General features: G+C 44.7%; 6 protein-coding genes. 5 read left to right on the top strand and 1 reads right to left on the bottom strand.

Translation table 11 applies throughout. The features are described from left to right. Positions 1-183 precede the first annotated feature (183 nt). From F0364_RS27545 to F0364_RS27535, 3 genes are all read left to right on the top strand, one after another. Entirely contained in the window at positions 184-6,921 is a 6,738-nt protein-coding gene (locus F0364_RS27545; protein WP_153801047.1) for a fibronectin type III domain-containing protein, read from the top strand. Between the two features lie 273 nt (positions 6,922-7,194). After that, positions 7,195-7,539 carry a hypothetical protein gene (locus F0364_RS27540; protein WP_153801046.1) on the top strand — a complete coding sequence of 115 codons (345 nt, stop codon included), beginning with the start codon at positions 7,195-7,197 and terminating at the stop codon, positions 7,537-7,539. 300 nt (positions 7,540-7,839) lie between these two features. Then, positions 7,840-8,754, top strand: coding sequence for a thioredoxin family protein (locus F0364_RS27535; protein WP_207632914.1), 915 nt, complete (start codon positions 7,840-7,842; stop codon positions 8,752-8,754). A 14-nt stretch (positions 8,755-8,768) separates the two neighbouring features. Here the strand turns inward: F0364_RS27535 and F0364_RS27530 are convergent, their stop codons facing one another. Continuing rightward, the gene (locus F0364_RS27530) at positions 8,769-9,641 is read right to left on the bottom strand and encodes a sterol desaturase family protein (protein WP_153801044.1); all 873 of its coding nucleotides are present in this window, start codon (positions 9,639-9,641) and stop codon (positions 8,769-8,771) included. Between the two features lie 905 nt (positions 9,642-10,546). Here F0364_RS27530 and F0364_RS27525 point away from each other — a divergent pair. Next, entirely contained in the window at positions 10,547-12,364 is a 1,818-nt protein-coding gene (locus tag F0364_RS27525; protein WP_153801043.1) for a hypothetical protein, read from the top strand. A 62-nt stretch (positions 12,365-12,426) separates the two neighbouring features. Continuing rightward, positions 12,427-14,656 (top strand): hypothetical protein (locus F0364_RS27520; RefSeq protein WP_207632913.1); only part of this gene is annotated, 2,230 nt, incomplete at its 3' end.

The following is a 14,656-nucleotide window of genomic DNA, read 5'->3' as shown; positions in this document are numbered from 1 at the left end:
TCAACCCCAATTTTCCATTCCTGCGCAAAACTTCCAGATAAATATTTCACGCCTGGTTTAATTGTTTACAACAGTTGACAGCGGGAGATTTTTTGTATATCCAACAGCCGGTCTTACCAAATAGGTAGCCGCATACCAAAGCTAAACCACCTCACAAATACCATTCGTAAACGCTTATTCAACATGAACCTTTTTACACGATCACTTGTAGCCATGATGCTCTTTTTTGCTCTTGCAGGTTTACAGTCAACACAGGCGCAAACCGGTGTACTGGACCCCGCGGACAACATTGTAGTGTACAACCCTGATGCCCCGCCTGCAAACCCTGCTTTTGGCACTATGGCCAAATGGGTAAAAACCAACCGCCTTGGCTGGAATACTTCTTCGTTTAAATCATACTTCTACAAAGGAGTAGCCTTCCGGTTAAAATTCCCCAAAACTTACCAGCACAATGTTAATGATGGCAAGAAGTACCCGGTGTTTGTGTTTTTTCATGGCCGTGGCGAGAAAGGTACCATCTATGATAACGAATACCAGTTGTACCATGGCGGCGAGCTGCACATGAATGCTGTTGACAATGGTTTGTTTGATGGCTTTTTGCTGTACCCGCAATCTCAAACAGATGGCTGGAGCTCTCAATCTATCATCAATGAAATTATACAGAATTACCTGGTTCCCCAGGTAAAGGCCGACCCCTGGAGGGTTTACGTGAATGGACTTTCCGCTGGTGGTGAGGCAACATGGAAATACATGGTTCAGTTTCCAAAATTTACAACTGCCTGCCTGCCGATAAGCAATACCAATTTTGATTACCTGGCTGCATTGCAGCAGTTTAAGTTTACGCCCACCTGGCAGTTCCAGGGTGGTGTGGATGCGGCGCCGGCACCGGGTTATACAAAACAACTGGGCGATTCCATACTTGCTGCAGGCGGTAATTATAAAGTAACTGTCTATCCAGACCAGGGCCACGGTTGCTGGTACAGCGCATGGAACGAAGCTGACTATTTTCCTTTCATGGTAAGGGCCTACAAATCGAACCCCTGGGTATTGGGTGGCAGAACAGAATTTTGCCCTGGCGACCCAATAAATATAACCGTTGGCGTTACACCGGGCTTTGATGCTTACGAATGGCGTAAAGACGGCGTGTTGATGAGTGAAACATCCAATGCCATAACAGTTACGGCGATTGGTACCTACGAATGCCGTATTAAGAATGGGGCAAACTGGTCAGAATGGTCACGCATACCGGTTATTATAAAATTAAAACAGGCTACCCTAAGCCCCGATATACAATTAACAGCAGGTTCAAGCGCCGTATTACCGGTATTGGATGGCAGCGAAGGCGTAAAGCTGGAAGTGCCTGCCGGGTACACTTCTTACCTGTGGCGTAAAAAAGATTCTGCAACTACACTCAGCACTACACGTTTTCTAACTGCCACCGCACCCGGAAAATATGAAGTAAAAGTAACCGAGCAATATGGCTGTTACAGCAGCTTTTCAAATCCGTTTACTGTTGTTGATGGCAATGCGGCTAACGGGCCCACAGCGCCAACTTCATTAACGGTAACCCCGGCCGGTATTACTTCTGCCAGTCTTGCATGGGCACAGGATGCAGCCCCCGTATTCAATGAAACCGGCTTTGAAGTATACCAGGCCACAGCACAGGCAGGGCCTTACAAACTGGTTACCGTAACAGCACAGAATGCCGCGGCTTATACTGCAACGGGCCTTACTTCCGCGACAGCTTATTGGTTTAAACTACGTGCGGTTAATGCCAATGCAGCTTCATCAGTAACGGCGCCGGTTCAGGTTGTTACGCTTAAGGATACACTTGCGCCTTCAGCTCCGCAAAACCTGCGTGTGTCTGCTTTCAGCCGCAATGAAGTTACCTTGCAATGGGATGCTTCAACCGATGATGTTGGTGTTATTGCGTATGATATCTACAGCAATGGCGTAAAATCGTATGTTACCACCGGCACTGCTTTTACGTTGCATGCGTTAACTGCCAACACTACTTATAACTTTATCGTAAAAGCCAGGGATTACCAGGGCAATACGGCAACAAGCAACCAGGTTACAGCTACCACTTATGCCAAAGGGTTAACTTACCAGTATTATAACGGCATCTGGGATGTGCTTCCTGATTTTAATGCGCTCATGCCTGCTGCAAGGGGTGTGGTTCCTAACATCAGCATCAGTACTGCGGATGAAAGTGAATATTTTGGTTTCCTTTTCCAGGGTTATATTAAAATAACGCAGGCTGGTAGCTACACTTTCCGTCTTAATTCCGATGACGGCAGCAAACTGTATATCAATGTTCCTTATAGCCATACTGCCACTCCGTTGGTAAATAACGACGGACTACATGGTTCGCAGGATGTGGATGGTAACATCACTCTTAATGCAGGTGTTTACCCAATAGCCGTAACGTTCTTCCAGAAAGCAGGGGGCGCTAATTGCAACCTTTCGTGGAAAGTGCCAGGCTCTTCAAGCTTTGTTGCGGTACCGGATAGCGTATTTACTGATGGCTTTGTTGTGCCGGGCACAGCGCCTGCCGCACCTTCTGCCTTAACGGCCACGGCAAAGGCTTACAATGCCATCAAACTGCAGTGGACTGACAAAAGCAACAACGAAACAGGTTTTGAAATCTACCGTTCTTCTAATGCAACAGGACCATTTTCTAAAGTTGCTATAAGCGTAGCGAACAGCAGTACTTATACAGATAGCCTGCTTTCAGCTTCAACAACTTATTACTATAAAATAAAGGCTATTGGCAAGTACGGTGAGTCTGACTACAGCGATGGCGCTACATCTCAGCCAGTTTACTATTATTACGAAGGCAGCTACGATGTGCTGCCCAATTTTAGCGCAATGACGGCTAAGAGAACAGGCAACATCAGCAACTTTAATATCAGCATAGCCAGTGTGCAGGATAATTTCGCTTTCCGTTTTGAAAGCATCATTAATATACCAACCACAGGCAATTACACCTTTTACACTGCCAGCGACGATGGCAGCCAACTGTTTATTGATGGTAACCTGGTGGTGAATAATGATGGCCTTCATGGCACAGTAGAAAGGTCTGGACAGGTTAGCCTTACCGCAGGTGTTCACAACATAAGGGTTACTTTTTTTGAAAGAGGCGGCGACCAGGTATTGAATGTAAACTGGCAGGGCCCCGGGTTTGCCAAACAAGCCATTCCTGATGCGGTATTGAAAATAACCCCTGCCAATGCAACTACTTTTGCCATACCGGGTGCCCCGGCTGTACCGTCAGGTGTAAGCGCGGTGGCCGAAAGCAGCTCATCTATACGCATCAACTGGAACAACAGTGATGCTACAGTAACCAAGTTTGAGTTATACCGTTCTGCTGCCAGCAACAGTTTTTACACGCTGGCCGCAACAGTAAATGGCTCAACCCTTGCTTATGCGGATAGCGGCCTTACTTCTAATACAGCCTACTACTACAAGGTAAGGGCGTTTAATGTAAGCGGTTACTCAGGCTACAGCAGCGAGGTAAATAAAACCACGCTTAATAACATTCCTAAGCTGGCTGCAATACCCGGCAAAACAGTGCCGGCTTCCACGCAGTATGTTCAGGCAATTTCCGCCACTGATGCAGATAGTGAAAACATCAGTATCTCATTCCTGCAACTGCCATCTTTCGCGGTTTATACCGGTACCGGCAATGGTACAGGTTCATTAACCTTTAGCCCTGCGGCAAGCAATGTGGGCGTTTATAACATCAAGGCTATTGCTGCAGATGCCCATGGCGGCGCCGATACGGTTGCATTTACCATCACGGTAAACAATAGACAGTCTCCCGTTTTAAATTCCATAGCCAATGTTACGGTAACCGAAGGCAGTACATCATCCGTTAACATTACCGGCACTTACCAGTCCGGCGATGTCATCAGTTTAACGGCCACTAACCTTCCTGCCTTCGCTACCTTGCTGGCTGCGGGCAACAACAGTTTTTCCATGCTGTTGAACCCTTCTGCTGCCCAGGTAGGGTCTTACAACAACATTACCTTAACCGCTACCAACCAGGATGGTGTTAGCGCCACCCAAACATTTAATGTATTGGTTGCTGCTAAGACAAGCACCAGTATTTTAATCAACTTTAATGCTGCCAGTGGTGTGCAGCAGGCCTTACCATGGAACAGTACCAAAGGTATTATTAGCGCCGGCAGCATTTTTGCCAACCTGAAAGATGAGAACAGCGCTTCAACCAATGTTAACCTTACGCTGGTTGATGCATGGACAGGTACAGCCGCTACAGGCGCTACTGCCAACGGCGCAGGTGTTTATCCTGACAACGTTATCAAAACGATGTATTATGAAAACTCATCAGCTACCAAAAGGCTGCTGTTATCTGGCCTTTCTTCTGCCAACAAATACGACTTTGAATTTTTCGCCAGCCGTTCAGGTAGTGCCACTTCAGCAGATAACAGGATAACCCGTTACAGCATTGGTACGCAGACTGTACAGTTGGGCGCATCCCCCAACAATATTTCGCAGACTGTGCAGATAGCTGGCATAATCGCTGACAGTGCGGGCCAGGTTCAAATCAATATCGCAAAAGATGCAGGTTCTCAGTTTGCACACATCGGAGCATTGGTAATTAAATCAAAACCTGCTGATAACAGCAATGGGTTAGCAATACCCATTGCGACAGCTACTGCTATTGCTAAAAACAAAATAAGAATTGACTGGACAAACGCTTCCGGTAATACAGCTTCAACAGAACTATGGAGAGGCGCATCCGCTACCGCGGCATTTACCAAAATAGGTACGGCAGGAACCGGCGTTTATACATACGTTGATAGCAGCCTTTCTGCCTCCACCGCCTATTATTACGTACTAAGGTCTGCCGCAGGCACTAACTATTCCGCTTTCAGCAATGCTGTAAATGCTACCACGCCTTCAGGTATTGTGGCAGTGCCTGCCGGCTTAACCGCCACCGCGGCCTGGACAAACAAGATAGTATTATCCTGGTCTCTGCTGGGTAATGAAACCGCGTTTGAAGTGCTGCGTTCCAATAGCGTTAATGGCAACTATGCTGTAATAGCAACTCTGGCAGGCAATAGCGGCAATTACAAAGATTCTTTCTTAACGGCGGCAACCACCTATTTCTATAAAATAAGAGCCGCCGTAAACGGTAACTATTCGGATTATACAAATACAGTTAGCGCGGCTACTTACAGCGAAAACATACCTGCCGTCTATATTAACTTCAACACCGCCACATCAACACAGCAGGCCACACCATGGAACAACCTGAACGGCCTTATCAGCGCCGGCGCCAGCTTAACAGGTATTAATGATGAAGCAGGGGCGGCAACCGGCATTACGCTTCTGCTGGAAGAAGCCTGGACAGGTGCCGCTTATACAGGCGCCGGTACAGGCAACAACAGCGGTGTGTATCCTGATAATGTAATGAAGTCTTTGTATTATGAGTCATCCGGTGCTGTTAAGCATATACAGTTAAACGGGCTTTCTGCGAATAAGAAGTATGATGTTGTTTTCTTTGGCAGCCGCTCAGGCAATACTACCGCTACTGATAACAGGATAACACAATACTCCATCGGCGCAAAATCGGTGTCATTGTCAGCCGCTAACAATACAACCCAAACTGTTACCATTAAGAGCGTATCGCCTGATGCTTCCGGGCAAATACTCGTAAGCGTGGCTAAAGATGCCAACTCTGCCATGGCCGTGCTAAACAGTATTGTACTGGTGCCACATTGGTACGATGGTACGCCTTATATACCGGTAAGCCTTACAGCTACAGGTGCGGCAAAAGATAAAATTAAACTGGCCTGGCAACTGAACGACTCTGTTCAGGACAGTGTGGAAATATGGCGGTCGGTATCTGCAAATACGGGGTTTGTTAAGGTAGGCGCAACTGTTGGTACCGCCACAACCTTTACCGATGCAGGCCTTACCGGTAATACCATTTACTATTACAAGATAAGGGCGGCTAAAGCCCCCCTGTATTCAGCCTACAGCAATGTTGCTGCATCTGGTACTGTTTTGTACAATGTTAACATCAACTTTAATGATGGGTCTGTAACATCGCCGGCACAGGGTGGTAACTGGAACAATACCAACACCCTTATTTCTACAGGGTTTACGCTCAGCAACCTGGTAACAGATGAAGCCATCAATACGGGTATTAACCTTGGCGTTGCCCAAAACTTCAGCGGTTATAATACAAAAGGAGCGGTAACAGGTAATAATTCAGGTATTGTGCCGGATAACGTGATAAAAGGGTTTTACTATGTAAACTTTAAGGATACAGCCCGCCTGCTTATTACCAACCTTAACCAAAGCATGCTGTACAATTTTGTTTTCTTCGGCAGCACCACTACTGTTTCCAACACCACAACATTATACTGGATTGGTAACGAGTCAGTAAGCCTTAACCCATACCAAAACACCAGCAATACGGTGCAGATAAACAATGTGCAGCCTGATGCCAATGGCAATGTGCTTATCACCATTTATTCACCTGTAAGCTTTGGTTATCTTAACTACATGAGCATACAGGCATTGCCTTCGCCCAACCCGGTTGTTGCGGCAAGAAAGGCAACTGCGGCCAATACAGTGGCAGTAACAAAACCAGCGCAGGCAGTGGCGGCGCCGGCTAACGAAAACATAAAAGCTTTTGCTTACCCCAACCCATTTGTAGATTATGTAACGCTTTCTGTAAACCTGCAGCAGGATGTTAAGAAGGTTGTAGTGACTATGACGGATGTAAAAGGTAATGCCATTAAAGCCTGGAGGTTCAGCAATGTTTCAAAAGGTAAATGGCAACAAAACCTTGCACTGAGCGATGCTGGTATTAGCAATGGACTTTACTTTGTTAAAATAAGCATCCCCGGAGAAAAGGATAAAGTTATCAGGCTGGTTAAATAAACATAGTGATACGCTGTAAACCTTTTTGCAAAAGATGCCGCGTGTTACACTTTGGGTGAGGGATTGAAGCGGTTACACCGGTGAAGGTTTGTGTGAGGGCACTGTGCCGGAGTAATAGCGGAAAGCCCGACCCCTTGCGATAGCTTGGGGGCACCCCATAAAATATATTCCTATCAAGGTCACTTCAGTTAATCATGTTGGCTGCCGCATATTTTGCGGCAGCTTTTTTATTGTATAGCTTGTGCTATTATTCAGTACATTCGATTATCCGTTATGAAACAACTGCTGGTAATTATACTTTCCATGTCTTTGTATGCGCCCTCAGTGGCACGCATATTGGCATTTGCAGAGTGTTTAGCAGCCGCGTCGCCAGGTACTGAAGAGTTTTGTGATTGCATCGGCGCCAGCAACAGTCATCACACGCCTTCTTCTCATTCATTACCCGATAAGCAAAAAGAAATAACACTTAAGACTGACTGGAAATATACCGGAACAGCAGCGTTAGAAAGTATTGCCTGCCCGGTGGTGGCATTATGCTGCAACCATATAAAACCAGCCTGCGACAAATTGCCCCACTCTTTTCTTTACGGCATATTTCATCCTCCGCGAATTGTGTAACAAACCCCGCCGTCCTCTCCAATGGGGAGTATTTATGAGCCCATCTTTAGAATCTGCTATGAAGCTTCGTTGCGTCGCACTCTTGTGCGGTTAGATTCGCTATGCAGCTTTTCCCACAGGGTAGATTTGTATCTGCTGCTGTTGGCGCCAGTTACTTGTACAATGTTAATTGTGGCTGTGGTAGTAGCTATTTATGGGCCAGGTATTTTATTCAACATTCTTCACCAGTGCGCATGTTGCTGTGCTGCAATGCTGCGCCTGTATGTGTACTCATTATATCCATACTTAATACTTCTGTATATGAAATTTTGTTCTGTTATACTTGTTGCATTATGCCTTTTTGTTAGCGCCTGCCAGCGCCGCATGGCTTTGCCATCTGCTGTTTATAACAACATTGAAACCGTAAATGCCCGGGGCGATAAAATGTTGCTGGGCCATTGCCCGCCTTACCTGCTAAGCCAGGGAACTTACAAGCATTGGTACGATACCGCTTACCTTAATTACAAGCCAGACCAAAGTATTGTGCAATCAATAAGCCCACTGCTGAAAAACAAAACCATCCAGGTATTCCTGGGCACCTGGTGTGGAGACAGCAGGAGAGAAGTGCCCCGCATGATGAAGGTGTTGCAAAGCGCCGGTATGGATACCGGCCATATACAATTGATTTTTGTAAGCAACGCGGAGACTGCTTATAAACAAAGCCCGCAACATGAAGAGCGGGGCAGGAATATTCACCATATACCCACATTTATAGTATATGACAAAGGCCATGAAATGAACCGAATTGTTGAATGGCCTGTTCAAAGCCTTGAGAAAGATTTGCTGGCCATTTTGCAGCGGCAGCCCTACACGCCAAAATATAAAGCCGTTGTTTACTGGCAAAAAAATATAACCGGCAGAAACGTGGAAATGAGCGACCTGGCAATAGAAGAAGCCGCCGCCGCATGTAAGCCACTGGTAGCCTCTTTTGGAGAGTTTAACGCATACGGTGTTGTATTGTTTTATGGTGGAAACCCTGTGGAAGCGTTGAATGTATTACGGTTAAACGCGTTGCTGTATCCGCAAAACAGCATGGCTTATGAAAACCTTGGGGAAGTTTATTTGCTGACAGATAAAAATAAAGCAAAAGCCAGCCTTGAAAAAGCATTGCTGTTAAATCCCAAAAGTGAGAATGCTATGCAACTGATGAAGCGTGTTACTGAATATGACAACTAACGATGCTTGAGACATCAATGCTGCTCTTTTCTTAACTGCCGTGTTGTTTTGCTGCTGCCATCGTGGCTCCAGCCGGGAGAGTTAAAAAGGTAGTTCCAGACATCTTTAAAGGTTTTGGCTTTGCGCAGATCTTTGCCAATGTTCATCCATTCGTGAAAGGCCACACGAACGGGATTGAATGTGTTCACATTTTTAGTGAGGCCATATTTTGGGCGGTGCTGTTCGGCCTGGAAAGTACCGAACAGCCTGTCCCATATTATCAGGGTGCCTGCATGGTTTTTGTCGAGGTAAAGTAAATCGCTGCCATGGTGTACCCTGTGATGGGATGGCGTGTTGAATATAAACTCGTACCAGCGCGGCATTTTGTCGATGGCTTCGGTATGTATCCAGAACTGGTACAGCAGGCTGATGGCCTGCATGGTCATTATCATGCCCGGATGAAAGCCTGCGAAAGGCATCCATATCCAGAACAGGAAAGCGCCGGTAAGGTTGCCCGTCCATGTTTGTCGCAAAGCAGCGGCCAGGTTATAACGTTCTGATGAGTGGTGCACCACATGGCTGGCCCAGAACCATCTAACACTGTGGCTTACCCGGTGAAACCAGTAGTAGCTGAAGTCATCTGCAAAAAAGCAAATTGCCCATGCCCACCAGGCACTGTAAGGGATGGTAAACAGCCTCAACTCGTAAATGAAAGAATAGACAGCAAGTATTAGTGTTTTGGTAAGGATGCCGGTGAACAGGTTGCCAAGGCCCAGCGAAATGCTGGTAGCGGCATCTTTAACCTCGTATAATTCCCGCTGTGTTTTAATAGCGAAGATTACTTCTACAACAATCAGCAAAATAAAGCCGGGTACGGCCTGTACCAGTATGTTTGGAAATTCCGGCATGGCAAAAAAATCGTTAGGGTGTAAAGTTAGGGAGAGATGGTGGAATGTGTGATAAGATTTACATGCATTGCGGGAAGAAGCGAAGGAGGCATCCTTTGCCCTTATAAAAAAAGTTGTGAAGAAGAACTGTTTACATTTTAAGTGGAATGCTTGGAGATGCCTGGCCTGCTGAAACTATTTTTTGCCTGTTTGTGATTTTTTTGTTGTGATAATTTTTATTATCACAGATTAATTGTTACGCAGTAGTGATAATACTGTTGTGATATTCTAGAATATCGCATTGGAAAGTATCACAACGAAATGGAGCTGTACTGTAATAAAAGATGAAATTTTTTATGCTAAAAGTTGAATGCGTAAATGGCATAGGATATAGGACAAGAATTATTTGCCTTTGCCCTTAATAAAAAGGGGGAGGTTATTACAATATTTTGAGAACCAAAAAAAATTTGTTGGTAAAACATTTTATGATATTTTCGTTTTGACAAAACTAATTATACAACAAAATCAACCAATAAACCTTATCCTATCCGTTTTAAGTCAGCGTATTTCATTTCCTTTGTGGGCTAATCATTTGATATATAACCTTTTGCTTTTAACCTATTTTAATGCGCCTTGCAACTGAGCAAGCTTGGAGGGTTTGTGCTCTTCAGCTTACTACCTTGATTGCAAATTGCCTTTGACATATTGAGGATAGTAACGAGTCTTAGTATCCGTTTTCTGTTCTCGTATGTGGTAATGTAATGCTGTTAAATTTAATAACTGCATCCATAGGCTTTGGGTAAATAAAATAATTTGTACAAGTAAAATCCAGTACCAATATGAATTGCCAATTTTCAGGGAAACTTAGTTACGCAATACTCAAAGTTTGCTTTGTTACTCTTTACTTCCATTTTTGTGCCGTGGCTGTGGCCCAGACTTCAATTGATGTGCAGCCCAATTCTGTAAAAGTTGTAAACGGTGAGTTGACGATTGAAAATGCAACAAAAACTGTTCAGGGTTATCTATACAATATGGGTAACGGGTTAACCCAGTTTAAGGAAATTACCGGTTTGGAGAATGCCGCGAACCTGATTAGCGGAGGTGTGTTTTTTGTGTCAAAAAAGTATGCCGGCACTGCAAAAGCCACGATAAATGGCCTCACTGTTGCAAGTATCAGCTCTACTGAAGCTTCTTATACGCAACAACTGCAGGCGGCCAAGATGGGAAGCCTTCTTTCCTCATACCCGGATCCATTTTCCGCACGCAATGCTGCTTTAGAGCAAATTTCGCAGGGCGTAATACAATCCGCTACGATAGTTGTTGTAGACAATCAACAATGGTATGTTGGCTCCAATAATTCCGAGCAAAACGGAAACTATGCGGGAACATCTACCACCGGGGGTATAGCTGATATTCAATTCTCGCAGGCTAATGGTTTTAGCCCGGTAGCCTCACTTGCACACAATAAAATAAACTATTATTTCGGGGTTAATGCAGGGCTGTATTATATAAATTCAACGTACCCAATTTTTGCAGTGTATGCAGTTGATGGTTCCGATCAGTCATTTGAATCGAAGATACAAGGCAGGGGCTTCTTTAAGCAATATTTTGGCGAAGCTCAAGGCATGCAAGGCGGAGGGAAAACCAGCAGCAGATTTTTCAAGGTGGATAATGCAAAGGCTATCGTGACATTGGAGGCAGATGAACTTTGGCTTCAGCAATGGAGGAATTTTGAGATTTTCAGTTATAAAACAATTTTTCTTGGTGCCCGTAAAATAATTATGGCGGATGCCGATTTAATCGCGTTTGAATCAAATGCAAGAAACGGGGATGGCTCCCCCTCAAATTTTTCTGCAAATTTTTCCGAAATACAGTTCAGTAATAACATGTATCCAATAGGAGACCACCCTACTGATTATTGGTACCTGGTTTCAACGTATCCCGGGCCTGATGTCAACAATAACACCGGATCGTCTTCCGCAAGAACAAAAACCATCAATCTGAATTTCGGTGATGTTTTTCTCAATAACTATGGAGAGGGCACTCTTTTTTATTTTGGTTCTGAGAACCCATCCGTTTATATTGTAAATACCACCATCAATTGTAATGTCAAAAATCTTCACGTAGCCAATATCAATACTCTGGGTTTAGGTTCGGGATTGATATATTTTGGAAATGGTACAACCGGATTGGTAAGTAATACAAGCTGGAATTTTAATATTGATAATTACATAGGCAATGACAAATTATTGGGCGATGTTAACCTTACCAATAATGCTTCTTCTCAAAATAACCAGATAACCATTAATTTAAAGAAAGCCATCAGAAGGCCGGTTGTTGAAACCGCTGCGGGTGGAACAAACTGTATGTTTTATGTTCATGGCGGGTACTCCGGATCGTCCATTATTGTAAAATTGAATGCTGACTATGCAAAAGACATGATTGGCAATCCATTTGACATAGGGGAAACACATAACAAGTACATTATTTCAGGTACGTATTTGTCTGCCGGAACTCAGGAAGTTCTTCAATTCATTCCAGGAGTAACAAATTTTGATAATGTCTTTTTGAAAGACTGTACACTGATCAGTAAAACAGGGATACAGGCTATTGGTAATCCTTCTACGTCGTGCAACCTCAAAGCATCGAATCTAACTTTAAGCTGGGGCTATCCTTCGACAATTACCTTTTTTGGGCAAACTCAGCCTACTGTAATAACAGATTTGTCAATCTTTAATCCATAAAAAGAAATTTTGGCAATAGGGTGTTCACCCTGTAAACGCATTCACCACAAATAGAAGTTTTAATGAAATCCGTATCCCTGCAAATACTCCTATATCTGCTCCTGGTGGCCCCCGCCATCTCGCAGTCGCTGCAGGATACGGCAATCCATCCACTCAAAAATTTTTACGAGTACATCATAGACAGCACCCGCCAGCCCCATTTGTCTATTTTTCTTACAGACCGCGGCTCACATATCGCTTCCACATCCAGGAATTTCAGCAAACAAACAATGCCAGCTACAGTAAAACCAATCCGCAAACCCTGGTTAACCGTACACGGTAATGTGTTATACGATGTAAATTATTATTCCAACATAGACACACCATTTCTACTTAAAGATGTTTACCAGCACACACTGCAGGCCTACCTGGATATAACGGTAAAGGACCATTATCCCATGCGGGTATATTTTACCACCCGCTTTGGTAATACGGGCTTATTCCGAAATTTTACCAATGCCAATATGCTGTACAGCAGCAACATGTTCAGCCAGCATATAAAAGAACGGCTCAAACAAAAAATGTTTGAGTCAGCCCGCTCACTATCCGGCCTGGATTCTTTAAAAAACCTGCTTGAAAAAAAATACCACGAACTTGACTTAATAAAAAAAGGCCAGGCCGATCCCGGCATATTACAGAAAATGGTAGAGGCAAGGGAAAGGGCTTTTGCCCGGCAACTGGCAGAACAAAAAGGCAGGCAGCCGGGTGGTTTAAACAGTATATCATCCCCTGGCCTTGATGCGGTATTAGATTCGTCCTCACACAATAAGAAAGATTCCATCCTGCACTTGTATGACAGTATCCATCAAAAGGCCGGCAGCATTCCTTCCAGCCCAGGGCAATTGATGGATGTGGCAAAAACTAAAGCCCTGAACGTCCTTCAGCAAAAAAACACAGCAGATAAAATCAAGCCGGATTCATCCTTAACAGGCAAAGCCGATTCCATCATAAACCGCTACGACTCTGCACAAAAACATTATGATTCGTTGTATGCGCAGGTCATGGCACTACAGCAAAAGTATAACCGGCTAAAAGAACTGTATACCGGTAAATCATTGCTTGATGCAAAACAGGTAGACGCTATCCGCAACTCAAAAGAGCTGCGCCAAAAAATGCAGGAGCTGGACATGCCTGATTCATCCATGCCCAAAGGTTACAAAACATTAATGGCGCTCAAAACGCTTGGTATCGGCACCAATATTCTCAACTATTCCGAACTCTCTGTTAAAAACATCAGCGCCACCGGTGTGCAGGTAGAGTATAACCCATCCTGGTATCTTGCTTTCGCGGCGGGAACGGTGGAATACCGCTTCCGCGATTTTATCGTAAGCAACAACAAACAGCCAGGCCAGTATGTGGCAGTTCTTCGTGCCGGCATGGGTATGAAGGAAGGCAACAATGTGATTTTTACTTACTATACCGGCCGCAGGCAGATGTATAATTACTTTACAGATACAATCAGCCGGCCTGCACAATCACCTTCGCCCTATATCATGGGTTTCACGGTGGAAGGTAATTACCGCATAGACCGCAACAATTTGCTTACGGCCGAGATAGCCAAATCTTCCGCGCCGTATTATACAGCTAACAAACCATCCGGAGCACTTAGTTTTAAGGATCATTCAAACGAAGCTTATTCTATAAAACTGGCATCGTTTATACCGGCCACCCAAACCAGTTTCAACGGCTATTACAAACGCATGGGCATAAACTTCCAGTCGTTCAGCATTTTTACCAATGGCTCGGCGCAAAACGCTTTTAACATAAGGGTAAGCCAGCCGCTGTACAATGGTAATATTAGCAGCATGGGTGTGAACGTGGAGAAGCTGGGCAGCCCGCTGTTATACAATTATCATTACGACCAGTTGAACAGGCTGGTGGGTATGAATGCGCATCAGGCTGGTAATGTGGTGTGGGCGGGGTTGAATGCTATACCTGACTTTAAGGAAACGATTAGCTATGACCCGAATGGAAACATCTTAAGCTATGACAGGAACGGCAACCACACCTTTGCCGGTAAGCCGCTGGCGATGGATAAACTTGGGTACCGGTACAAGCCCAATACCAACCAGCTTGACCATATTACGGATGATGTGAATGCGGCCAATTATACGGAAGATATTGACGGGCAGGGTACCAACAATTATGAGTACGATGAAATAGGCAACCTTGTAAAGGATAAAGCGGAGGGTATAGGGCAATCGCAGCAAAGTAAGATTGAGTGGACGGTATATGGCAAGATCAGCAGCATTA

The sequence above is a fragment of the Foetidibacter luteolus genome (genome assembly GCF_009650435.1).
GTDB classification, from domain to species: domain Bacteria; phylum Bacteroidota; class Bacteroidia; order Chitinophagales; family Chitinophagaceae; genus Foetidibacter; species Foetidibacter luteolus.
Note: the sequence above shows the minus strand (reverse complement) of the source record. Positions and strands in the feature narration are given on the sequence as shown.

Coding starts and splice junctions, on each gene's coding strand:
- F0364_RS27545 (WP_153801047.1), top strand. CDS start 184: ATGAACCTTTTTACACGATCACTTGTAGCCATGATGCTCTTTTTTGCT.
- F0364_RS27540 (WP_153801046.1), top strand. CDS start 7,195: ATGAAACAACTGCTGGTAATTATACTTTCCATGTCTTTGTATGCGCCC.
- F0364_RS27535 (WP_207632914.1), top strand. CDS start 7,840: ATGAAATTTTGTTCTGTTATACTTGTTGCATTATGCCTTTTTGTTAGC.
- F0364_RS27530 (WP_153801044.1), bottom strand. CDS start 9,641: ATGCCGGAATTTCCAAACATACTGGTACAGGCCGTACCCGGCTTTATT.